We start from the raw sequence: 22,565 nt of genomic DNA on the forward strand, positions 1-22,565 counted from the left end.
GATGAACCCGTCGACGCGTTCTCCGCTCACCTGGGCCGTTCATCTTTCGGTCCTGCTCCTCGTCCTCCTCTGGACCATGCCGACTGCCGGCCTGCTGATCTCCTCTCTACGCGACAAGGACCAACTCGCCGTCTCCGGCTGGTGGACGGCGCTCGCCACGTCGTCGCGCAACGCCGTGGCGCGTGCCCCTTCGGCCGACAACCAGGTCGAGCGGGACGGCAAGTTCGTGATCTCCGGAAATCTGCTTGAAGGTCAGGGTGGCGGCCAGATTTCCGCCTTCGGTTTTTCCAGCCGCGAGCCGGCGAAGTTCAAACCCGGCGAGACGGCAGAGCTCAATGACGGCGAGCGGCTGACCGTGCAGACGGACGGCGGCTTCGAAATCGTCTCGGATACGAAGATGGAAGGATCGCGCGGCCAGCGCATCTTCTATACCGCCTCGACACCGCCTCGCTTCACGATCGACAACTATATCGAGGTGCTGAGTGCGGCCGGCATCGGCACGTCGTTCCTCAACTCGCTGACCGTCGCGATACCGTCGACGCTGATCCCGATCCTGATCGCCGCCTTTGCGGCCTATGCGCTGGCCTGGATGCCTTTCCCGGGGCGCGCCATCCTGCTCGCCGTCGTCGTCGGTCTGCTCGTCGTGCCGCTGCAGATGTCGCTCATTCCGCTTTTGCAGCTCTATAACGGCGTCGGCGCCTTCTTCGGCGTGCCGGCCAAGACCTATATGGGCATCTGGCTCGCCCATACCGGCTTCGGCCTGCCGCTGGCGATCTATCTTCTGCGCAACTACATGGCCGGCCTGCCGCGCGAGATCATGGAATCGGCGCGCGTCGACGGCGCCAGCGATTTCGACATCTTCGTCAAGATCATCCTGCCCTTGTCGTTCCCGGCGCTCGCCTCTTTCGCCATCTTCCAGTTCCTCTGGACCTGGAACGACCTCCTCGTCGCCATCGTCTTTCTCGGCGCCGGCGAGGATTCGCTGGTGCTGACCGGGCGCCTGGTCAATCTCCTCGGTTCCCGCGGCGGCAATTGGGAAATCCTCACCGCTTCCGCCTTCATCACCATCGTCGTACCGCTGATCGTCTTCTTCGCCCTGCAACGCTACCTCGTGCGTGGCCTGCTGGCGGGATCGGTCAAGGGCGGCTGACATTTCAAGACAGGGACTTCAAATTCGCATGGACAAGACCGAAACGACCGGCGCAATCCTGACGGCCGACAAGGACTGGTGGCGCGGCGCGGTGATCTACCAGATCTACCCGCGCTCCTTCCAGGACACCAACGGCGACGGCATCGGCGACCTGAAGGGCATCACCGCCCGCCTACCGCATGTCGCGGCGCTCGGCGCCGATGCCATCTGGATCTCGCCGTTCTTCACCTCGCCGATGCGCGATTTCGGTTACGACGTCTCGAACTACACGGATGTCGATCCGATCTTCGGCACGCTCAAGGATTTCGATGCACTGATTGCGGAAGCCCATAGGCTCGACCTCCGCGTGATGATCGATCTCGTCCTGTCGCACACGTCCGACCAGCACCCCTGGTTCGTCGAGAGCCGCTCCAGCCGCAGCAATGCCAAGGCTGACTGGTATGTCTGGGCTGACTCCAAGCCGGATGGCACGCCGCCGAACAATTGGCTGTCGATCTTCGGCGGCTCCGCCTGGGCCTGGGACCCGACGCGGCTGCAATATTACCTGCACAATTTCCTGACCTCGCAGCCGGACCTCAACCTGCACAATCCGCATGTGCAGGATGCGCTTCTCGCCGTCGAGCGCTTCTGGCTGGAGCGCGGCGTCGACGGCTTCCGCCTCGACACCATCAATTTTTATTTCCACGACCGAGAGCTGCGGGACAACCCGGCGCTGGCGCCGGAGCGCCGCAACGCCTCGACCGCGCCTGCCGTCAATCCCTACAACTATCAGGAACATATCTACGACAAGAACAGACCGGAGAATCTGGACTTTCTGAAGCGCTTCCGTGCGGTGATGGAGGAATTCCCGGCGATCGCCGCCGTCGGCGAGGTCGGCGACAGCCAGCGCGGTCTTGAAATCGCCGGTGAATACACCTCGGGCGGCGACAAGGTGCAGATGTGCTATGCCTTCGAGTTCCTGGCGCCGGATCCGCTGACCCCGGAACGCGTTGCCGAGGTGTTGCGCGATTTCGAGAAGGTCGCGCCGGAGGGCTGGGCCTGCTGGGCCTTCGCCAACCACGATGTCGTCCGCCACGTCAGCCGCTGGGGTTCCGGCGTTGCCGACCACGCCGGTCATGCCAAGCTGCTCGCCAGCCTGCTGATGTCGCTGCGTGGTTCGGTCTGCATCTATCAGGGCGAGGAACTGGCGCTGCCGGAAGCGGAGCTCGCCTATGAGGACCTCCAGGACCCTTACGGCATCCAGTTCTGGCCCGATTTCAAGGGCCGCGACGGCTGCCGGACGCCGATGGTGTGGGAGAGCCTGCCGGACGGCGGCTTCAGCAGCGCGAAGCCCTGGCTGCCGATTCCCGAGGCCCACCTGCCGCAGGCGGTCGCCATCCAGGAGGGCGACCCGGCTTCGGTGCTCGAGCACTATCGCCGTTTTCTCCATTTCAGGAAGGCCCATCCGGCCTTCGCCAAGGGAGATATCGAATTCGTCGAGACGCGGGCACCGCTTCTCGGCTTCATCCGGACCCACGGCAATGAAAAGCTCTTCTGCCTGTTCAATATGGGCGACGAGCCTGCGGCCGCGGAATCGCCAAGCGACGGGATCGAGCCGCTCGACGGTCACGGCTTCATCTCTGATATAAGGGACAACAAGATCAGTCTTCCGGCCTGGGGCGCGTTCTTCGCGCGCCTGGCCTAGAAACCGAGGGGAGGGTGCAATGACGGGCCTGCTGCTTAAAGACATCCGCAAGTCCTATGGGGCGGTCGATGTCATTCACGGCATCAATCTCGACATCAAACAGGGCGAGTTCGTCGTCTTCGTCGGGCCGTCCGGCTGCGGCAAGTCGACGCTGCTCCGGATGATCGCCGGGCTCGAGGAGATCACCGGCGGCGACATGTTTATCGACGGCGAGCGGGTTAACGACGTGCCGCCATCGAAACGCGGCATCGCCATGGTGTTCCAGTCCTATGCGCTCTACCCGCATATGACCGTCTACGACAACATGGCCTTCGGCATGCGGATCGCCAAGGAATCGAAGGAGGAGATCGACCGCCGGGTTCGGTCGGCAGCCGACATCCTCCAGCTCACGAAATTCCTTGATCGTCTTCCGAAGGCGCTTTCCGGCGGCCAGCGCCAGCGCGTCGCGATCGGCCGGGCGATCTGCCGCAATCCCAAGGTCTTCCTGTTCGACGAGCCGCTGTCCAACCTGGATGCTGCCTTGCGCGTGGCGACCCGCATCGAGATTGCCAAGCTCAGCGAGCGGATGGCCGACACGACGATGATCTATGTCACCCACGACCAGGTGGAGGCGATGACCCTCGCCGACCGCATCGTCGTGCTCTCTCTCGGTCACATCGAACAGGTCGGGGCGCCGCTCGAGCTCTACGAGCGGCCGGCGAACCTGTTCGTCGCCCGCTTCATCGGCTCGCCGGCCATGAACGTCATCCCCTCGACGATCACGGCCACCGGCGCGCAGACGACGGTGAACCTTACAGGCGGAAAATCCGTGACGCTCGACATCCCGACGAACGCGTCCGAAAACGGCAAGAAGGCGAGCTTTGGCGTGCGGCCGGAAGACCTTGAGGTGACCGACGGCCAGGATTTCCTGTTCGAGGGAACAATTGCCATCGTCGAAGCGCTTGGCGAGGTGACGCTGCTCTATATCGAAGGTCTCGTCGAGAACGAGCCGATCATCGCCAAGATCCCCGGCATCCTCAAGGTCGGACGTGGCGACCGAGTGCGCTTTACCGCCGACAAGTCGAAGCTTCACCTTTTCGACGCCGACGGGCGCAGCTATCGCGTTTAGTGTAATGTCTGAGAATGCCACTCACCCTAGCCCTCTCCCCGCAAGCGGGGCGAGGGGACTGAGGCAGTGCGGCGAGCTCCCTTCGCCCCGCCTGCGGGGAGAAGGTGGCCGGCAGGCCGGATGAGGGGCATCTGACACACCAACATCAGTACCGCTGATAGATGCTTTCGGACGGAATATGCGCATTCCACCGCGGCGCCAAACCCTCTGTTAAATTTCATTGGGTAGCGTGACCGCAATTCGAATGCGAAAGGTGAATTGATGCGCAGCCCGGCCCCTCAGATGCAACGGCACTTCCTCAACAAGGAAGAGTCGTTCATGTATGATCGAGAGGCTAATTTCCCGATGGAGGACACGCGGAACGACGCGCGAATTGAATTTACCGAGAAGGGGATGCAGAACCTCTCGTCGCGCCGCTGCGAGATCATCAAGCTGTCGAAAAGCAGCGCCGTGATCGGCATCGTGACGAAGTTCCAGCTGCCGCAGAATTTCTATCTCGACATACCGAGCGCCCGCCTTCCGCTGATCGGCTGCCTGTTGAAGCGGGTGCATGCCAACAACCTCATTGAGGCCCGGTTCCTGCGGCTGTTAAGCGATCGCGACCTAAATCGGATCTTCGTCTACAGCACCCATCCGAACCATCGCAACCGCACGCTGGACATCTATCGCTGACGGCGAGAGCCGTCGGCACATTCCGACGGCGCAGGTGCCTCAGTGAAACAGAACGCTGCCGCCGCGATCGGCCGCACCGGCGATCTGGCGGAACGGCGCGAACAGTTCGCGGCCCATCCCGAACTCGTTGTCGGAGAGGTCGATACGAGCCGGCACCCGCGTTTTCAGGGCAATGTCGTCGACCTTGACCTCGATTGTCCCCTTGACCGCATCGATGCGGATGATGTCGCCCTCTTGGATGCGGGCGATCGGCCCGCCCTCCTTTGCTTCCGGCGTAACATGGATAGCAGCCGGGACTTTGCCGGATGCGCCGGACATGCGCCCGTCGGTGACGATCGCCACCTTCTGGCCCCGGTCCTGCAGGATGCCGAGCACGGTCGTCAGCTTGTGCAACTCCGGCATGCCGTTCGCCTTGGGGCCCTGGAAGCGAACAACGGCGACGAAATCGCCTTCGAGCTTGCCCGCCTTGAAGGCGGCGTTGAGCTCGGCCTGATCGTTGAAGATCTTGGCGGGGGCCTCGATGATATGGCGTTCCGGCTTGACGGCGGAGATCTTGATCACCGCCTTGCCGATATTGCCGGTCAGCATCTTCAACCCGCCGGTATGCTGGAAGGGCTGGTCGATGGTCGAGAGCACTTTCGGATCGGCGCTTTCCTCCGGCGCCGGCTCGCGCTGGACGGTGCCGTTGACACCGAGCTTCACGTCGATCGCATAGGCATCGAGGCCCTGGCCAAAGACGGTTCGGACGTCGTCATGCAGCAGCCCCTTCTTGAGCAATTGGCTGATCAGGAAGCCCATGCCGCCGGCCGCGTGGAAATGGTTCACGTCGGCAAGGCCGTTTGGATAGACGCGGGCGAGCAGCGGCACGACGTCGGAGAGTTCCGAAATGTCCTGCCAAGTGAGCGCGATCCCGGCGGCGCGCGCCATGGCAACGAGGTGCATGGTGTGGTTGGTCGAGCCGCCGGTCGCATGCAGGCCGACGACGCCGTTGACGATCGACCGCTCGTCGATCATCTCGCCGGCCGGCGTGAATTCGTTGCCCATGGCCGTGATCGCCAGCGCCCGCTTCGCTGCCTCCTTGGTCAGCGCGTCGCGCAGCGGCGTGCCGGGATTGATGAAGGAGGCGCCCGGCAGGTGGAAGCCCATGATCTCCATCAGCATCTGGTTGGAGTTGGCGGTGCCGTAGAAGGTGCAGGTGCCGGGGCCATGATAGGACTTCGATTCCGCCTCGAGCAATTCGTCGCGGCCGACCTTGCCCTCGGCGAAAAGCTGCCGGACCTTGGCCTTCTCGTCGTTCGGCAGGCCCGAGGTCATCGGTCCGGCGGGAACGAAGATGGCGGGCAGGTGACCGAAGGTCAGCGCCGCGATTACCAGGCCCGGCACGATCTTGTCGCAGACGCCGAGATAGACGGCCGCATCGAACATGTTGTGCGACAGGCCGATGCCGGCTGCCATGGCGATCAGGTCGCGCGAGAAGAGCGACAGCTCCATGCCCGGCTGCCCTTGCGTGACGCCGTCGCACATCGCCGGCACGCCGCCCGCAACCTGCGCCACACCGCCAGCCTCGCGGGCCGCCTCGCGTATCAGCGCCGGATAGGTTTCGAAAGGCTGATGCGCCGAGAGCATGTCGTTATAGGAGGTGATGATGCCGAGGTTCGGGACGCGGTCGCCGGCGAGCGCGTCCTTCTCGGCGGGGGAACAGACGGCAAATCCGTGCGCCAGGTTGCCGCAGCCGAGGACACTCCGGTGCGGTCCCGTCGCCGCGGCGCTGCGGATGCGTTCCAGATAAGGTTCGCGATAGGGCTTTGAACGCTCGACGATACGGGCGGTAATGGCGGCAATGCGGGAATCGGCGGACATGGCACATCCTGTTCCGGAGTCTTCGGACCCCTTGGTCTTCATCCTGTCATCGGCTTACAGCGGCAATGTTTCCAAGGCGGCGCGTCGCTGTAACGCTTCTGAATTGCTGTCTCCTGTCCGGACGCCTTACGGCGCCCAGTAGATCTGCAGCGGCGATGCCGCCCGCCTCAGCATGGCGCGGATCGGCATCTCGGCCTCTTCTCCCGCGGCTTGCGCCCGGGCGAGGACCTCCTTTTTTCCCTCGCCTTCGATATGTAGGACGAGATATCCGGCATCCCGAAGGCTCGAGAAAGTAAAGGTGAGGCGGGGTTCACCGGCGCCGTCAGCCTCCATCGTGACCACGCCACGGGGAGTTGCCGGGTCAAGGGCCTCTTCAAGGCGTGTCCCGCCGGGGAAGAACGAGGCCGTATGCCCGTCCGTTCCCATGCCGAGCACCACCACGTCGAAGGGCGCAGCGATCGCGGCGGTCACCTCGCTTGCGATCGCAGCGGCGGCCTCGGCCGTCGCCGCGGCATGATAGAGCGGCACGAACTTCGCCGCGGCCGCTTTGTCCTGAAGCAGGTTCGAAGCGACGAGCGCGTGATTGGAGCGATCGCTTTCCGGCGGTACGAACCGCTCGTCGACGAGGGTGATCGTCACTTTCGTCCAATCGAGGTCGCGCCCGGCCAGCGCGCGGAAAAAGGCCTTCGGCGTCGAGCCGCCGGACACCGCAATGCTCGCCTTGCCGTGGGCCGCAATCGCTGCGGCGAGCCTGGCGCTGACGGCATCGGCAAGCGCCTCCGCCAGGGCCGCTCCATTCTCGTATGTGTGCAGGGTCTCGCTCATGGGCCGGTCCTAGATTGTGTCGTTCCAGGTGCGGCCGTCGCGTTCGATGAGCGCGATCGCCTGGCTCGGCCCCCAGGTGCCGGCAGTGTAGCCCTGCACCTGCTGGCCGGCCGTTTCCCAGGCCTTGAGGATCGGGTCGATCCATTGCCAGGCGGCCTCCACCTCGTCGCGGCGCACAAACAGTGTCTGGTTGTTACGGATGACGTCGAGCAGCAGCCGCTCATAGGCATCGGCATTGCGCACGCCGAAGGCTTCGGCGAAGCTCATGTCGAGCGGTACGTTTCTGAGCCGCATTCCGCCCGGTCCGGGGTCCTTGATCATCAGCGATTGCTTGACGCCCTCGTTCGGCTGCAGCCGGATCATCAGTTGGTTGGCGGAGATGCGCCCGGCGCTGTGGTCGAAGATCGAATGCGGGATCTGCTTGAAGGTGATGACGATTTCCGACATGCGGCCGGCCATGCGCTTGCCGGTGCGGATGTAGAACGGCACGCCGGCCCAGCGCCAATTGCTGATCTCGGCCTTGATCGCGACGAAGGTCTCGGTGTTGGAGACGCCGCCTTCGAGCTCTTCGAGGTAGCCCTTGACCGGGCCGCCTGCCGATGCGCCGGCGCGATACTGGCCGCGAACCGTGACCTGCTCGACATTGGCGGCGGTGATCGGCTTCAGGGCCCGGAGCACCTTGAGCTTCTCGTCGCGCACCGCTTCCGCATCCATCGAGGTCGGCGCTTCCATCGCGACGAAGCAGACGAGTTGGAGAATATGGTTCTGCACCATATCGCGCAGAGCGCCGGCCTTGTCGTAATAGCCGGCGCGATTTTCCAGGCCTACCGATTCGGCGACGGTGATCTGCACGTGATCGATATGGGCCGAATTCCACAGCGGCTCGTAGAGTGCGTTGGCGAAGCGCAGCGCCATCAGGTTCTGCACCGTCTCCTTGCCGAGATAGTGGTCGATGCGGAAGATCTGCTCTTCGCGGAACACCTTGCCGATCGTGTCGTTCAGCTCCGTCGCCGAAGCGAGATCGCGACCGATCGGCTTTTCGACGACGATGCGGGTGTTCTTGGTGATGAGCTTGTGGTCTCGGATCTTTTCCGAAATATCGCCGAAGATTGCCGGCCCGACGGCGAGATAGAAGGCCCGGGTGCGATCCTTGCCTTCCTCGAGCAATTTCTTGAGATCGTCCCAGCCCTGCTCGGACTTGGCGTCGACAGATATGTAATAGAGACGTGCGGTGAATTTGGCCACCTCGGCCTCGTCGAACTCGCCGGGCTTCAGGTGTTCCTTCAGCGCGTCGGACGCGAAGCTGCGATATTCCTCATGGCTAAGGGCAGCACGCGAAGCGCCGATGATTCGTGTCGGCTCGGTGAACTGGCCTTCGATCTGCCGGTGGTAGAGGGCCGGCAACAGCTTGCGCTCCGCAAGATCGCCGGTGCCGCCGAACACGACATAGTCAAACGGTTCGACAGGAATGATCTGGCTACTCATGGCATGTCTCGATCTGTTTCAGGTCAGGGGCAGATATAATCTAATCGATTTAAAAGCGCTAGGGTGCAACGCAACAAAATCGTATCTGCCCAATTCTTCCAAAGCATGACACTCTGTGCATGAACCTAGGGAGTCGGCCTGGGCAATACCCGCTCCGGAACCATGCGGCTCTAAAGCCGATCGCGCAAGGCATACCAGCTCAGGGCAAGGAAGAGGAGGGCGGAGCGAAAACGAATCCCGCCTGGAAACGCCGGTATTTTCAAGTCCTTGAGAAGGTCAAGTTCCGTTGCCCTGCCGAGTGCGAGGTCAGCGTACAGCTTGCCGCAATAGTTAGAGAGCATGACGCCGTGGCCCGAATAACCGCCGATGCTCGTCACCCCCGGCATGACCTCGCGGCAGAAGGGCTGGCGCGGCATGGTGATGCCGACCGAACCGCCCCAGGCATGGGTGATGTCGATATCGGCAAGCGAAGGATAAATCTCGCGGATCTGGCGGCGGATGTGGGTGGAAATGTCGCGCGGATTGTCGGCGGTATAGGCCTCGCGCCCGCCGAACAGCAGCCGGCCATCCTTCGTTTTGCGGAAATAGCGCACGACGAACCGCGAATCGTCGACCGACTCGCCGCCCGGAAGAATCTCCGGGTGGTTCGTCAGCACCGGGGTCGCGCCGATGAAGGAGCGGATCGGCATCACGTGGCTGGCGGTCACCGGCTCGAGATCGCCGATATAGGCGTTGCAGGCGATCAGCGCCCGGTCCGCGGTGATCGTGCCTTGGTTCGTCTCGATAACGACCGCACCGTCCTTTTTCTCGACCCTCAGCGCCTTCGTCTGTTCGTAGAGCTTGGCACCGGCAAGGGCCGCCTGCCTTGCGAGCCCGACGAGCAGCTTCATCGGATGAATATGGCCGGTGCCGGTGTCGCGGATGCCGAAGTGGTAGTGGCGCGAGCCGAGCCGGTGCGCGGTTTCCTCCCGGTCCATGAAGGAGAGGTGCGGGTAGCCGAACCGTTCCGCCATCGCCTCGACATGGCGGCGATAGTCGGTCTCGAAGCTCCTCTTATGGCCGACTGAGAGCTGGCCGGGCACGAACTCGATATCGATCCCGTGCGCGCTTGCGAAATCCAGCACGTAGCGCTTGGCGTTCTCCGCCATGTCGAAGAGCAGTTGCGCCCGTTCGTGTCCAAGCACCTCTTCCGTCTCGTCGGCCCAGGCGCGCTGGCCGGTGCCGAACTGGCCGCCGTTGCGCCCCGAGGCGCCGTCGCCGAGGCGGCAGGCGTCGATCAGCGTGACGTCGGCCCCGCCCTTCGCAAGGTTGAAGGCCGCCTGCAGCCCGGTATAGCCGCCGCCGATGATGGCGACATCGGCCCTCTGCGATCCCGGCATTGCCGGATAGCTGGGCCGGTCCGGGACCGTCGCCTCGTACCAGGAGAGTCCGGGCGAGATCGGGCTTTGCCATTCCATCCGCATGCTCCTCAGGTCAGACGTTGAGGAGCAGGAATTCACGTTCCCACGGGCTGATGACCTGCATGAAGGTCTCGAACTCGCCGCGCTTCACCCCGGCATAGATGGCGATGAACTCGGCACTGAAGACCTCGGCCAGCGATGGCGCCGATTCGAGCAGCGAAATGGCTTCGAGCAGGCCGCGCGGCAGATCGATCTCACCGTCATTCGCAGTGTCTTCCGAAGGCGGCGTCGGCTGCAGACCCTCCATGATGCCGAGATAGCCGCAGCCGAGGGAGGCGGCGAGCGCCAGATAAGGGTTCGCATCGGAGCTCGGCAGGCGGTTTTCGATGCGCCGCGCGACCGGGTCCGAAACGGGGATGCGGAAGGCCGTCGTGCGGTTGTCGTAGCCCCAGGCCGTGTTGACCGGCGCCGACATGTCCGGCGTCAGGCGCCGGTAGGAGTTCACGTAGGGCGCCATCATCGACAACGTCTTCGGCACATAGTGCTGCATGCCGCCGATAAAGGAGAAGAACTCCTTGGAGGGCGCGCCATCCGGGTTGGAGAAGATGTTCCGGCCGGTCTCGATGTCGAGGACCGATTGATGGATGTGCATTGCCGAGCCCGGCTGACCCTGCATCGGCTTCGCCATGAAGGTGGCGTAGATGCCATGCTTCAGCGCCGCTTCGCGAATGGTGCGCTTGAACAGGAACACCTGGTCGGCAAGCTCGATCGGATCGCCGTGCCTGAGGTTGATCTCGAGTTGCGCCGGCCCCTCTTCGTGGATCAGCGTGTCGATCTCCAGGCCCTGCTTTTCCGAGAAGTGGTAGATGTCGTCGATCAGTTCGTCGAATTCGTTGATGCCAGCGATCGAATAGCCCTGGCCGCCGAGAATGGAGCGGCCGGAACGGCCCTTCGGCGGACGCAGCGGATAGTCCGGGTCATCGTTCTGGGCGACGAGGTAGAATTCGATCTCGGGCGCGACAACCGGTTTCCAGCCCTTCTGCCGGTAGAGGTCGACGACTCGCTTCAGGACATTGCGCGGCGTATAGCTGATCTGTTCGCCCTGCGAGCCGACGATATCGCAGATCACCTGGGCCGTCGGATCGCTTTCCCAGGGAACGATGGAGATTGTCGAAAGGTCCGGCACCAGCTTGATGTCGCTGTCGCGCGAGTCATAGCGAAACTGGCCGGTCTCTTCCGGATACTCGCCGGAAATCGTGTGGCGGTAGATCGCCGAAGGCAGTGCCAGCGATGTGTTGGACGTGAACTTCGACGTCGGCATCATCTTGCCGCGCGGCACCCCGGCAAGGTCGGGGGTGATGCACTCGATGTCCTCGATGCCGCGGATCTTCAGCCAGTCGACTGCCTCCTTCCACGTCTTGACACCTCGGGGGGAATGCAGGGCGAGGGGAACTCCTGTACTCTTGCTGACCTTTGCTGTCTGTTGGGCAACGCTTCTCTTGGAAGACATAATTCACCGGATTCTGCTTAGGATAGCCCGCATCATAGCCGCCCTTTGCCAATTGGCTACTGCATGTTCCGCAAATCGGATGCGATTTGCGGACAAAAGCCCACAGCTCCCAAATTGCCGCAGGATCCTTTGCGCTTTTGAAAGACGCCCGGCGCTGCAGTGCTTCGCGATTGACTTTTCGCCTCTCGCCGGAAAGGAAGGCGAGAAACGCGAAGAGGGCTCTCCGTGATCGAAAAGCAGGATGTGGTGATCATCGGCGCGGGCGCCGCCGGCATGATGTGCGCGATCGAGGCGGGGAAGCGCGGCCGCCGTGTCGTCGTCGTCGATCATGCCAAGGCGCCGGGCGAGAAGATCCGCATTTCGGGCGGCGGCCGCTGCAACTTCACCAATAGTCACACCGGCCCCAAGAATTTCCTTTCCGACAATCCGCATTTCTGCAAGTCGGCGCTTGCCCGCTACCGCCCGCAGGATTTCGTATCGCTCGTCGAGCGGCACGGCATCGCCTGGCATGAGAAGACGCTCGGGCAACTCTTCTGCGACCACTCGGCCAAGGACATCATCCGCATGCTCCTTGCCGAGATGAAGGAAGCAGGCGCGATGCTGCGGCTCGAGACCGCGCTTTCGGCCGTGGAACGGACCGCTTCGGGTTTTCGCGTCACCACCAGCGCCGGGACGATCGATGCCGCCTCGCTGGTGATTGCGAGCGGCGGCAAATCGATCCCGAAGATGGGAGCGACAGGCTTTGCCTATAAAGCTGCCGAGCAGTTCGGCCTGCCGGTCGTCGAGACGCGGCCGGCACTCGTCCCCTTCACGCTCGATCCGGCCCAGCTTGAGAAGCTCGGCGCGCTTGCCGGTGTCGCGGCCGATGCCGAGGTGCGCTTCGGCAAGGTGGCCTTCCGCGAGGCGGTGCTCATCACCCATCGCGGCTTGAGCGGACCGGCGATCCTGCAGATCTCCTCCTATTGGCGCGAGGGCGCGGAGATCGTCCTGCGCCTGATGCCGGACATCGATATCGCCTCGATCCTGAAGGGTATGCGCCGCACCAGCGGACGCCAGGCGGCGCAGACGGCACTGGCCGACATACTGCCGCGGAGGCTCGCGCAGTTCTTTGCCGAGGAGGCAAAGCTCGCCGGGCGCCTGCTTGCCGATCTCTCGGACAAGGCGATCGACGCGCTCGCGGCTTCCATCCAGGCCTGGACATTGAAGCCGGCCGGAACCGAGGGCTACCGGACCGCCGAAGTGACACTCGGCGGCGTCGACACGCGCGCGCTCGACTCGCGGACCATGCAAGCGACGAACATCCCCGGCCTCTATTTCATCGGCGAATGCGTCGACGTCACCGGGTGGCTAGGCGGCTACAATTTCCAATGGGCCTGGGCATCCGGCTTTGCTGCCGGTCAAGACGTGTAACCGGGAGGCAAAAATGGTGATTTGCCTCTTCAGCCATTGTTAAGGGAAATAGTCGAACCTGCTTTGCAAATGGCTTCCACAGCCGGCCGAGGACTGGTGGTACGGTCTCAGAACGCAGACCAGACTGTTTCCAATTCATGGCCTTTCCTCAGCCGCGGGATGGTTGCACCATGAAGTGCATGGCAAGACCCGAACGGTCCTGCCAAACAGGAAGGACAGGATGCCATGAGCCAGCAACGTCGCCGTCCCCGTGCTATTGCCATCGCCCGCGCCGATGAAAGCCGCGCGCAAGGCGAACTGATCGCTTTCGCCGCCACTCTTGCACTTTTCGCGATCGTCGCTTTGGCAATCTTTTCCTCCCTCTGATTTCTCATTCGCCTCCATCGAACGCATTCCGCGGGCGGTTTGCCGCGGACGCGAGCGCAAGTAACCGCCGCCGGTTTCGACCGGGCCTCGGGCGTACGCCGCGCTTATAGGAATCTTAATCGTTCAAAACGACTATGCGGATGACGTGAGTCCGTCAGGTCCTCGCCGCAGAAGCGGTGCGGGTCCCGCAATGATTGCCGACGGACTGGCGGCGTGCGCCGCATGATTTCCGAAAAACATCAGCCTGTTTGCGCATCGGGTGGCGCTTCGGTGTCCTGTTTGGACGCCAGCTGCCATGGGGGAGGCCAAACGCGCGCTGGGAGCCAAGGTGTTTTCCATGTTCATTGACAGGATTCTTGCCCGCTTCAAGATCCAGACGAAGGTTCTGTTCTTCATCCTGCCGTTCGTCGTCAGCATCACGGCGGTCGGTATCACCGGCCTCTATGCCTCGGGCCTGCTGCAGGGCCGCATGGAGATCTCGAACAGCGTCCTGCAGACGCTGAGCGGCTTCAAGGATGTTTATGCCGGAATGAACCAGTTCCTGCACGAGACCACCGAGGAGAGCCGCAAGGCGGTCAAGGACACGATCACCGCGCAGAAGGAGGTCCTGGCCGACACGGCGGCGCAGGTCGCAGGCGCAAGCGGCGAGACGGAACTGACCGCCGCGATCGGCGCCACGACCGATATCGAGGCCCGCATAGACGGACTCTGGACGCTCCACGAGGGGGAACAGAAACTGCGCGCGGCGACGAAGGCCAATCTCCAGAAGTTGGCGACCGAGCAGGTGAAGATCAACGACGAAACAAACCGGCTGCAATATGCGGTGCGCAAGGACGAAAACGCGGCAAAGACGATGCTGCGCAACGCCGAGAAGCTCATGCGTGCCAGCCGGTTCTATACCGAGTTCGCCACCGAGGTCAGCAAGGCGATCACGGTCGAGGAAAAGCTGAAGGTTGCAAAGGATCGCTTCCCGGTGCTCGGCCGCACCCAGCGCGACATTTTCACCCTGCTGCCCAAGGGCGAGAAGTCACTCGCCGAAACGGTCAATTCGGCCGCCGGCGCAATCGGCGCGCTGATCCGGGCGCCCGCCGGCCCCGAAACGCTTGCCAACCTTTCGAAATTCGTCGATCGCTTCCGTAATGCCAGCTTCCGCCTGGAGGCCGCCTCCGTCGGCAAGATGCGAGAGGCGACGCAGATCTTTGCGGAGCTCGACGGCAAGATTGCTGCGACGGAGTCGGTCCTGACTGCCACCCGCCGGTTGTCCGTGTCGATCACCGACATTCAAATCGCGACGGCCGCTTTCCTCGGCAACACCAACGAGGAGAACCGCCAGAAGCTTCTGGACAAGTTTCTGGCCGTTCAGTCGAACCTCACGACCTTGCGCGGCATCGCGAAGGACCTGAGCTTCTTCGATGCGATGGCCGAAACGGTCTTGCCGATCATCAATGCGATGAAGAAGGACGGCGTTTCGCTGGTCGAGATCACCGACAAGCGGACGGCGGAATTCAACGCGGCCGGCGCCTCGATCAACGAGATCTGGAATGATCTCACCGGATTTGCCGAGCAGCAGAAGGTCGCCGCCGGCACCGAGCGCGAGGAAGCCAATCAGATCTCTGTGGCCGCCACGGTGGCTGGCGTCGTGATCGCCCTGCTTGCGGGGGTCGCGCTGACGCTTACACTGAAACGGCCGATCGGACAGATCACTGCCGCCATGCGCCGGCTCGCTGACGGCAGGCTGGATACCGCGATCGACGGCGGTGCACGGCGCGACGAGATCGGCGACATGGCGCGCGCGCTCGGCGTCTTCAAGGAGAACGCCCTCTCGAAGGTGCGCATCGAGGCGGAAAGCGCGGAAGAGCGCGCCCGGGCTGAAGCCGAACGCAGCCGCAACGATGCGGATAAGCGCGAACTCGACCGGCAGATCGATCTCGCCGTCAGCGAGCTTGCTGCCGGCCTCGGCCGGCTCGCCCAGGGCGACCTCTCCCAGCAGATCGAGGTGCCCTTCCACGGCCGCCTGGAGCAACTGCGACAGGACTTCAACGGATCGCTCATCCGCCTGCAGGACACGCTGGCGCAGATCCGCGGCAATGCCCAGGGGATACAGCAGAGCGGTGCCAACATGCACCATTCCGCCGATGCGCTGTCACGGCGAACCGAGGCACAGGCCGCTTCGCTCGAGCAGACGGCTGCCGCCGTCGACCAGATCACCGCGACGGTGCGCTCCTCTGCGGAACGCGCCCATGAGGCGAACCGAGCGGTTTCCGAAACCAAGCGGAGCGCCGACAATTCGGCGACCGTGGTCGCGAATGCCATTGCCGCCATGGGTCGCATCGAGGATGCGTCACGTCAGATCGAGCAGATTATCGAAGTGATCGACGACATCGCCTTCCAGACCAACCTGCTTGCCCTGAATGCCGGTATCGAGGCGGCGCGGGCTGGCGAGGCGGGCAAGGGCTTCGCGGTCGTCGCGCAGGAGGTTCGCGAACTGGCGCAGCGCTCGGCCGAGGCGGCAAGGGAAATCAAGGGACTGATCAACAAGTCGACGGACGAGGTCAGCTCCGGCTCGCTGCTCGTCAAGGAGACGGGGGCGGTGCTCGCCTCGATCAGCGCGCAGATCGTCACCGTCAGCCAGCATGTCGAGATGATCGCTACCGCAAGCCGCGACCAGGCGACGGCGCTGCACGAGGTCAACGGTTCCGTCAACCAGATGGATCAGATGACCCAGCAGAATGCCACCATGGTCGAGGAGGCGACGGCCACCAGCCGCGCACTGGCGACCCAGGCCGATACGCTGATGATGCTGGTCGAGCAGTTCCGCCTGGAGCCGGAAAGCGGAGCCGGGCAGATTTATCACGCCGCATAGCGCAGACGGAGCGTTCCCGCCACAATGCTTCAGATGAACGCCGCGCATCGAAGCTGCGCGGCGTTCCTGTTTGTCTTGCGTCAGTTCTTCAAGGCACAAAGCGCGGAAAACCTTCGCAATCGCCGTGCCTCGCTGGAGGCCGCGGCCTGCGGAAAAGCGCGCCGATCAGATGTTCCGCGAGGTTTCCCGTCCGGTCTCGCGACCGCCGCTCGGCCTGTTCGTCAGAGCGGCGGTTCTTCGACGCCATGTCGAACAGCAGGGCCATTGCCATCATGTCCATCGTGATGCTCCTCATTTCGTGGGCATCTCCTCTTTTATGCAGCTGAAACTGTTTTACATACAGCCGATTTCCTCATACGTTTTTCAGACATGAAAAACATGGATTGGGACGTCTATCGCTGTTTCATGACCGTGGCGCGCGGCGGCGGGTTGACCGGTGCCGCGCAGGCGACGGGGCTGAGCCCCGCCACGATCGGGCGGCGGATGCTGGAACTTGAGGAGCGCACAGGCCGCGCCCTATTCGTCCGCAGCCAAACCGGCTACGGGTTGACGGCCGACGGCCGTTTCCTGTTCGAGCAGTTGCAGGAGATGGAAGCGGCGGCCCGCAAGGTCGAAAGCTGGCAGAAGGAGGGCGAGGGCGCCACGGTCGTGCGCATTGCGGCGGGTACTTGGGGATCGTGGCTGATCGCCGAAAACTTCCCGGCGATCTGCACGGAACGGGACACCTTTGCCATCTCGCTGTCGATAGGCGAGGCGCGGGCGAGCCTCGCCTACCGGGAGAGCGACATCGGCATTCGCGCCTTCGAACCGGAGGAGACCTATCTCGCCTCGCGGCCGGTGGGCGAGGTCGCCTATGCCGCCTATTGCCGGAAGAACGCCCCCGGCGCATCGGACCGTTGGGTCGCCGTCGCCGAAGAGGACGCCCTCTCGGCCTATCTGCGCTGGCCGCACGAAAATGCATCCGGCCGGATCGTGGCTACCGTCAGTCGCCCCCGCTCCCTCCTGGACCTCGCCCGCGCCGGGGCCGGCAAGGCGGTGCTCCCCTGTTTCGTCGGCGATCTCGACCCGCAACTGGAGCGAGCGGGCGAGGAGGTCGGCCCGCTGCGGCATCGCCAATGGATCGTCATGAACAATGAGGACCGCCACCGGCGGGACATCCGCACCGTCGTGGACCGGCTGACGCGGTTGCTCCGCAGCCATGCGGATCTCTTCGCCGGCAAGCGGCCGAGGCGGAGTGCCGCCTGACCGCAGAATGCGTGGTGGCCAGCATTTCACCGGCCGCCACGCTATCCGTTCAGTCGATCAGTCTACCAGATCTCCTAAGGAGAACTCGAACCTGTAGCGCTTGCCTGCTGCGGCACTCGATCTCCTGCCAGAGTGCGGCGCCGAGCATGAGCGCGGCCGCCGCCAAGGCCAGTGCCACCGTCACGGCCGGCCCTGGGTGACGACGACCGGGATCAGCAGGTCGCCCCAGTTGCCGTCGCCGCCGTGATGGCGTGCCGAGCGCACCAGTTCGACCGAGACGCCGGCCTCTACGGCCTTCATGACCGACTGGTTGAGGCGGTGCAGGTCGTTGGCGACCATGCGGATCGCCGCCTGCTGGTCCGCGGTCATGGCCGACGACTGTTCCTCGGCCCGTTCCTTGACGCGTGTCTGAACTGTCATGGGAGTGCTCCTTCAAAGCTTAGAGCCGGATGCGGCGGAAACCATTTTCCTGTCCGCTTGCGGTTCGAGAATTTTCGGTGTTCCGGGGCGCGCAACGGGCAGGGATGTCGCGCGCCCCGGTCTTCGTTTCACGCCTTCCCTCATTCCGCCGCCGGGCGGAACTGGTCGTGCTCGGTCGATTCCTTCATCGCCGTCGTCGACGACTGGCCGCCGGTGATCGCCAGCGACACGGCGTCGAAATAGCCGGTGCCGACTTCGCGCTGGTGCTTGGTCGCCGTGTAGCCGTTCACCTCGGCCGCGAACTCCGCTTCCTGCAGCTCCGAATAGGCGGCCATCTGCCGGTCCTTGTAGCCGCGCGCCAGTTCGAACATGCCGTAGTTCAGCTGATGGAAGCCGGCGAGCGTGATAAACTGGAACTTGTAGCCCATGGCGCCGAGCTCGCGCTGGAACTTGGCGATCGTCGCGTCGTCGAGGTTCTTCTTCCAGTTGAACGACGGCGAGCAATTATAGGCGAGCAGCTTGCCCGGATGCGCCTTGTGCACGCCTTCGGCGAATTTGCGCGCTTGTTCGAGATCCGGCTTCGAGGTCTCGCACCAGATGAGGTCGCAATGTGGCGCATAGGCGATGGCGCGGGCAATGCAGGGCTCTATCCCGTTCTTCACCTGGTAGAAGCCTTCCACGGTACGGCCGGCATCGTAGTCGACGAAGGGCCCGTCGCGCTCGTCGATGTCCGAGGTGAGCAGCTTGGCCGCTTCCGCGTCGGTGCGGGCGATGACCAGCGTCGGCGTGCCCATGACGTCGGCGGCGAGCCGGGCGGCGTTCAGGTTGCGGATATGCGCCGCGGTCGGTATCAGCACCTTGCCGCCGAGATGGCCGCACTTCTTTTCCGAGGCGAGCTGGTCCTCGTAGTGGACGCCCGCGGCACCCGCTTCGATGAAGGCCTTCATAATCTCGAAGGCGTTGAGCGGCCCGCCGAAACCGGCTTCCGCGTCGGCGACGATCGGCGCGAACCAGGTGTCGACCGAAAGGCCTTTTCCTTCCGCGGTTTCGATTTGGTCGGCCCGCTGCAGGGTGCGGTTGATGCGCTTGGCGAGCTCCGGCGCAGCGTTGGCCGGATAAAGCGACTGGTCCGGATACATTGCCGAGGCGGTGTTGGCGTCGGCCGCAACCTGCCAGCCCGATAGATAGATCGCCTTCAGGCCCGCGCGGACCATCTGCATGGCCTGGTTGCCGGAGAGCGCGCCCAGCGCATTGACGAAGTTCTCCTCGTGAATGAGCTTCCAGAGGCGGTTCGCGCCCATCTCCGCGAGCGAATAACGGATCTCGACCGAGCCCCGGAGCCGCTGCACGTCCGCGGCGGAGTAGGGCCGCTCGATGCCGTCGAAGCGGCGCTGTGGCGCGCTCGGAACGAGTTTGTAAAAAACAGTCATGCTTTTCTCCTCGTCAACATCATGAGCTCTACAACTATCGTCTTAGCTCGCTGAATACTTGTGAACTGATACGACAATTTTTACATTGCGCTGCAGAAACAAGCCACATCTATCGCCGTTCTGTCGTCGCAAAAGGGGTTACCTTGTCTTGTGTTTGACAGGGTGAAGCGGTAAAGCTGTAAAACTTGTCAAAGAAGCGTCTGTGGAGCTTCTGTAAAGGGAGTGACAAATGGCCGAGAACAAGATCTTCGCCGGGCCGCGCGTCAGACGAATCCGCAACGGCCTTCAACTGACCCAGACGGCAATGGCGGAGGCGCTCGGCATCTCGCCGTCCTACCTGAACCTCATCGAGCGCAACCAGCGGCCATTGACCGTGCAGCTGCTGCTCAAGCTGGCCTCGGTCTACAAGGTGGATCTCGACGAATTGCAGGGCGAAGCCGGCGGCAGCCTCACGCAATTGCGCGAGGTATTTGCCGATCCGCTGCTCGCCGGCGAACTGCCGGGAGATCAGGAGCTGATCGAGGTCACCGAAGCCGCTCCCAACGTGTCGGGCGGCGTCGTCAAGCTGTATCGGGCCTATCGCGAACAGGCATTGCGCCTGAAGGACCTGGCGGAGCTCCTCGCCGGCCAGGGGCATATGGCGACGCTTGCCGACACGCGGCTGCCGATCGACGAGGTCCGCGAGACCCTTGAGGCGCGGCCGAACCATTTTGTCCGGATCGAAGAGGCCATGGAGGCCTTCCATGCGAGCCTGTCGCCGGGCGAAGACCTTGCGGGGGTGCTGAGGGCCTGGCTGAAGAGAGAGCACGGTCTCGTCGTGCGGACCTTGCCGGTGCACGTCATGCCAAACCTGCGCCGCCGATTCGATCGCCACTCGATGCGCCTCTTCATTTCCGAGCGGCTGTCGCCCTTCGACCAAACGCTCGAAACCGCCATGGAGGTCGCATCGATCGCCTGTCACGACGCGATCGTGGCGGAGCTCGACCAGATTCAATTCTTCACGGCGGAGGCGCGCCGCATCGGCCGTTTCGAGCTTGCACGCTATGCCGCCCATGCGCTGATGATGCCCTACGCGGCCTTCCATGCCGCAGCCCAGCGGGCGAAATACGACATCGACCTCCTGAGGGCACGCTTCCAGGTGTCGTTCGAGCAGGCGGCCAGCCGCCTGACGACGTTGCAGCGGACCGGCGCCGTCGGCATTCCCTTCTTCCTGATGGAAATCGACAATGCCGGCCATCGGCTGCGCCGCGCAGGCGCACAGGGCTTTCCGCATGCCCGCTTCGGCGGTGCCTGCCCGAAGCTCAACATCCATGCCGCCTTCGCGGTGCCGGGGCAGATCCTCGTCGACCGGGTGGAGATGACGGATGGCGGCGAGTTCCTGACCATCGCCCGGACGGTCGAGGGACCCCAGGCGGCCTTTCAGGAGCGGGTCAGGCGCACCGCGCTCTTGATCGGCTGCGATGCCGGCTTCGCGCAGGAGACGGTCTATGGGGCCGCCCGTCTGCCGGCGATCGCCGTCGGCCCGGTCTGTCGCCTGTGCGAGCGCCAGGGCTGTCTGGCCCGCGCCGAGCCGCCCGTCACCCGGCCACTCGGTCTCGACGAGATGGCGACGGGCTTGAGCGTGTTCGATTTTCAATGAGGAGCTCGCGCTTTGCTGGCGCCTGCGACAGCAGGTCGTTCTGGTCTCGCGGAACGCGACGGCAGACCGCGGACGGAGCTGGCGTGGCCCGTGGCCGGGCACGTGCGGACCGGCGTATAAGCCTCGGATTTTGCTTGTGCTTGTGAAAAAGCAATCGACTTGGGAGATGGTCGATTTGGCCGGTGCGAAAGCGCTTGAGCTTACTGAGAAACATGCCTAACTTCGGCATCGCATCGATCAACACAGGACGCAACCGCGGCGGAAAGATGCGGCGTGTCTCGAGCCAATCAAAAGGGGAGTTGTATGCGCAAACTCTTTGTCGCCTCTTTGGCGGCCGCAATGCTAGGCGGAGCGGCCACGCTCGCTTTCGCCCAGGAGCGGGTCGTCAACGTCTATAACTGGTCGGACTATATCGACGACAGCATCCTTGAGGATTTCACCAAGGAGACCGGCATCAAGGTCGTCTATGACGTCTTCGACTCCAATGAAATTCTCGAAACCAAGCTGCTTGCCGGCGGCTCCGGCTATGATGTCGTCGTTCCGACTGCGAGCTTCCTGCAGCGCCAGATCGCCGCGGGCGTGTTCCAGAAGCTCGACAAATCGAAGTTGCCGAATCTTTCGAACATGTGGGACGTGATCATGGAGCGTACGGCAAAGTACGATCCGGGCAACGAATATGCCGTCGACTACATGTGGGGAACCACCGGCATCGGCTACAATGTCGAGAAGATGAAGGAAATTCTCGGCACCGACGAGAAGCCGAACTGGGACGTCATCTTCAATCCCGAGATCGCGGCGAAGTTCAAGGATTGCGGCATTCACCTGCTCGATTCGCCGACCGATATCATGCCGTCGGCGCTGACCTATCTCGGCCTCGATCCGGACAGCCACGAGGCCGCCGATCTCGAAAAGGCCGCCGATCTGCTCCTGAAGGTCCGGCCCTATATCCGCAAGTTCCACTCGTCGGAATATATCAATGCGCTGGCAAATGGCGACATCTGCCTGGCGGTCGGATTTTCCGGCGATATCTTCCAGGCGCGCGACCGGGCGGCCGAGGCGAAGGCCGGCGTGACGGTCGATTATTCGATCCCGGCGCAAGGGGCGCAGATGTGGTTCGACATGCTGGCAATCCCCGCCGATGCGCCGCATGTCGCCGAAGCGCACGAGTTCATCAACTACATGATGAAGCCGGAAGTCATCGCCAAGGCGTCGAACTACGTCTTCTACGCCAACGGCAACAAGGCCTCGCAACAGTTCCTCGACAAGGAAGTGCTCGAGGACACGGCCATCTATCCCTCGGACGCCGTGATGCAGAAGCTCTTCACCACGACTCCGTTCGAGGCCAAGGAGCAGCGGGTACTGACAAGGCTCTGGACGAAGATCGTAACCGGTCAGTAGGAGCGGAAAAGAATTGCCCGGACCTCAATCCGGGCAATTTCTTCAGGGGGATTTCGGGAGCGGTTCAGCCGGCAGCGGGGCGGCGCCGCCTCCATCGATT

Annotated in this window: 18 protein-coding genes; 10 read left to right on the forward strand and 8 right to left on the reverse strand. The window is 63.3% G+C overall.

Translation table 11 applies throughout. The annotated features are described in order from the left end of the window. Position 1: 1 nt before the first annotated feature. The 4 genes from SS05631_RS01665 (at position 2) to SS05631_RS01680 (ending at position 4,614) form a co-directional block, all read left to right on the forward strand. Positions 2-1,150, forward strand: coding sequence for a carbohydrate ABC transporter permease (locus SS05631_RS01665; protein ID WP_037423984.1), 1,149 nt, complete (start codon positions 2-4; stop codon positions 1,148-1,150). 28 nt (positions 1,151-1,178) lie between these two features. Beyond that, on the forward strand, positions 1,179-2,834 hold the full coding sequence (locus tag SS05631_RS01670) for an alpha-amylase family glycosyl hydrolase (RefSeq protein WP_037423987.1): 1,656 nt from the start codon (positions 1,179-1,181) through the stop codon (positions 2,832-2,834). A gap of 19 nt (positions 2,835-2,853) precedes the next feature. Further along, positions 2,854-3,942: a sn-glycerol-3-phosphate ABC transporter ATP-binding protein UgpC gene (ugpC, locus tag SS05631_RS01675; RefSeq protein ID WP_037423990.1), complete on the forward strand. Its 1,089-nt coding sequence runs from the start codon at positions 2,854-2,856 to the stop codon at positions 3,940-3,942. Positions 3,943-4,203: 261 nt separating this feature from the next. Next, positions 4,204-4,614: a hypothetical protein gene (locus SS05631_RS01680; RefSeq protein WP_083854240.1), complete on the forward strand. Its 411-nt coding sequence runs from the start codon at positions 4,204-4,206 to the stop codon at positions 4,612-4,614. Positions 4,615-4,653: 39 nt separating this feature from the next. On the opposite strand, the gene edd is transcribed toward SS05631_RS01680, so the two are convergent. From edd to SS05631_RS01705, 5 genes are all read right to left on the reverse strand, one after another. Then, a complete protein-coding gene (gene edd / locus SS05631_RS01685; protein WP_037423993.1) occupies positions 4,654-6,474 on the reverse strand; it encodes a phosphogluconate dehydratase in 1,821 nt (606 codons plus the stop codon). Positions 6,475-6,600: 126 nt separating this feature from the next. Continuing rightward, positions 6,601-7,299, reverse strand: a complete 699-nt coding sequence (gene pgl / locus SS05631_RS01690) for a 6-phosphogluconolactonase (RefSeq protein WP_037423996.1) — start codon at positions 7,297-7,299, stop codon at positions 6,601-6,603. A gap of 9 nt (positions 7,300-7,308) precedes the next feature. Beyond that, on the reverse strand, positions 7,309-8,784 hold the full coding sequence (gene zwf / locus SS05631_RS01695) for a glucose-6-phosphate dehydrogenase (RefSeq protein ID WP_037423999.1): 1,476 nt from the start codon (positions 8,782-8,784) through the stop codon (positions 7,309-7,311). Between the two features lie 170 nt (positions 8,785-8,954). Next, on the reverse strand, positions 8,955-10,241 hold the full coding sequence (locus SS05631_RS01700) for an FAD-binding oxidoreductase (RefSeq protein ID WP_037424002.1): 1,287 nt from the start codon (positions 10,239-10,241) through the stop codon (positions 8,955-8,957). Positions 10,242-10,257: 16 nt separating this feature from the next. Next, positions 10,258-11,694, reverse strand: a complete 1,437-nt coding sequence (locus tag SS05631_RS01705) for a glutamine synthetase family protein (RefSeq protein WP_037424005.1) — start codon at positions 11,692-11,694, stop codon at positions 10,258-10,260. A gap of 225 nt (positions 11,695-11,919) precedes the next feature. On the opposite strand from SS05631_RS01705, the gene SS05631_RS01710 reads away from it, so the two are divergent. The 3 genes from SS05631_RS01710 (at position 11,920) to SS05631_RS01720 (ending at position 16,333) form a co-directional block, all read left to right on the forward strand. Beyond that, entirely contained in the window at positions 11,920-13,104 is a 1,185-nt protein-coding gene (locus SS05631_RS01710; protein ID WP_037424007.1) for an NAD(P)/FAD-dependent oxidoreductase, read from the forward strand. Positions 13,105-13,329: 225 nt separating this feature from the next. After that, positions 13,330-13,470: a hypothetical protein gene (locus tag SS05631_RS31285; protein ID WP_086022794.1), complete on the forward strand. Its 141-nt coding sequence runs from the start codon at positions 13,330-13,332 to the stop codon at positions 13,468-13,470. Positions 13,471-13,807: 337 nt separating this feature from the next. Next, entirely contained in the window at positions 13,808-16,333 is a 2,526-nt protein-coding gene (locus SS05631_RS01720; protein ID WP_037424107.1) for a HAMP domain-containing methyl-accepting chemotaxis protein, read from the forward strand. Between the two features lie 88 nt (positions 16,334-16,421). On the opposite strand, the gene SS05631_RS01725 is transcribed toward SS05631_RS01720, so the two are convergent. Beyond that, positions 16,422-16,628 carry a hypothetical protein gene (locus tag SS05631_RS01725; protein ID WP_234820320.1) on the reverse strand — a complete coding sequence of 69 codons (207 nt, stop codon included), beginning with the start codon at positions 16,626-16,628 and terminating at the stop codon, positions 16,422-16,424. 74 nt (positions 16,629-16,702) lie between these two features. Here SS05631_RS01725 and SS05631_RS01730 point away from each other — a divergent pair, with 74 nt between their 5' ends. Continuing rightward, a complete protein-coding gene (locus SS05631_RS01730) occupies positions 16,703-17,578 on the forward strand; it encodes a LysR family transcriptional regulator (RefSeq protein ID WP_037424009.1) in 876 nt (291 codons plus the stop codon). A 180-nt stretch (positions 17,579-17,758) separates the two neighbouring features. On the opposite strand, the gene SS05631_RS01735 is transcribed toward SS05631_RS01730, so the two are convergent. Beyond that, a complete protein-coding gene (locus tag SS05631_RS01735; RefSeq protein WP_037424011.1) occupies positions 17,759-17,998 on the reverse strand; it encodes a hypothetical protein in 240 nt (79 codons plus the stop codon). A 140-nt stretch (positions 17,999-18,138) separates the two neighbouring features. Continuing rightward, a complete protein-coding gene (gene aceA, locus SS05631_RS01740; RefSeq protein WP_037424014.1) occupies positions 18,139-19,428 on the reverse strand; it encodes an isocitrate lyase in 1,290 nt (429 codons plus the stop codon). A 229-nt stretch (positions 19,429-19,657) separates the two neighbouring features. Between aceA and SS05631_RS01745 the strand changes: the two genes are divergently transcribed. Together SS05631_RS01745 and SS05631_RS01750 are read left to right on the forward strand one after the other, a co-directional pair. Then, the gene (locus SS05631_RS01745; RefSeq protein ID WP_037424017.1) at positions 19,658-21,067 is read left to right on the forward strand and encodes an XRE family transcriptional regulator; all 1,410 of its coding nucleotides are present in this window, start codon (positions 19,658-19,660) and stop codon (positions 21,065-21,067) included. A gap of 303 nt (positions 21,068-21,370) precedes the next feature. After that, a complete protein-coding gene (locus SS05631_RS01750; RefSeq protein WP_037424021.1) occupies positions 21,371-22,465 on the forward strand; it encodes a polyamine ABC transporter substrate-binding protein in 1,095 nt (364 codons plus the stop codon). The last annotated feature ends 100 nt before the right edge of the window (positions 22,466-22,565 follow it).

The sequence above is a fragment of the Sinorhizobium sp. CCBAU 05631 genome, from assembly GCF_002288505.1.
GTDB classification, from domain to species: domain Bacteria; phylum Pseudomonadota; class Alphaproteobacteria; order Rhizobiales; family Rhizobiaceae; genus Sinorhizobium; species Sinorhizobium fredii_C.

Coding starts and splice junctions, on each gene's coding strand:
- ugpC (WP_037423990.1), top strand. CDS start 2,854: ATGACGGGCCTGCTGCTTAAAGACATCCGCAAGTCCTATGGGGCGGTC.
- SS05631_RS01745 (WP_037424017.1), top strand. CDS start 19,658: ATGGCCGAGAACAAGATCTTCGCCGGGCCGCGCGTCAGACGAATCCGC.
- SS05631_RS01705 (WP_037424005.1), bottom strand. CDS start 11,694: ATGTCTTCCAAGAGAAGCGTTGCCCAACAGACAGCAAAGGTCAGCAAG.
- pgl (WP_037423996.1), bottom strand. CDS start 7,299: ATGAGCGAGACCCTGCACACATACGAGAATGGAGCGGCCCTGGCGGAG.
- SS05631_RS01735 (WP_037424011.1), bottom strand. CDS start 17,998: ATGACAGTTCAGACACGCGTCAAGGAACGGGCCGAGGAACAGTCGTCG.
- SS05631_RS01730 (WP_037424009.1), top strand. CDS start 16,703: ATGAAAAACATGGATTGGGACGTCTATCGCTGTTTCATGACCGTGGCG.
- SS05631_RS01700 (WP_037424002.1), bottom strand. CDS start 10,241: ATGGAATGGCAAAGCCCGATCTCGCCCGGACTCTCCTGGTACGAGGCG.
- SS05631_RS01670 (WP_037423987.1), top strand. CDS start 1,179: ATGGACAAGACCGAAACGACCGGCGCAATCCTGACGGCCGACAAGGAC.
- zwf (WP_037423999.1), bottom strand. CDS start 8,784: ATGAGTAGCCAGATCATTCCTGTCGAACCGTTTGACTATGTCGTGTTC.
- aceA (WP_037424014.1), bottom strand. CDS start 19,428: ATGACTGTTTTTTACAAACTCGTTCCGAGCGCGCCACAGCGCCGCTTC.
- SS05631_RS01750 (WP_037424021.1), top strand. CDS start 21,371: ATGCGCAAACTCTTTGTCGCCTCTTTGGCGGCCGCAATGCTAGGCGGA.
- edd (WP_037423993.1), bottom strand. CDS start 6,474: ATGTCCGCCGATTCCCGCATTGCCGCCATTACCGCCCGTATCGTCGAG.
- SS05631_RS01725 (WP_234820320.1), bottom strand. CDS start 16,628: ATGAGGAGCATCACGATGGACATGATGGCAATGGCCCTGCTGTTCGAC.
- SS05631_RS01720 (WP_037424107.1), top strand. CDS start 13,808: ATGTTCATTGACAGGATTCTTGCCCGCTTCAAGATCCAGACGAAGGTT.
- SS05631_RS01665 (WP_037423984.1), top strand. CDS start 2: ATGAACCCGTCGACGCGTTCTCCGCTCACCTGGGCCGTTCATCTTTCG.
- SS05631_RS31285 (WP_086022794.1), top strand. CDS start 13,330: ATGAGCCAGCAACGTCGCCGTCCCCGTGCTATTGCCATCGCCCGCGCC.
- SS05631_RS01680 (WP_083854240.1), top strand. CDS start 4,204: ATGCGCAGCCCGGCCCCTCAGATGCAACGGCACTTCCTCAACAAGGAA.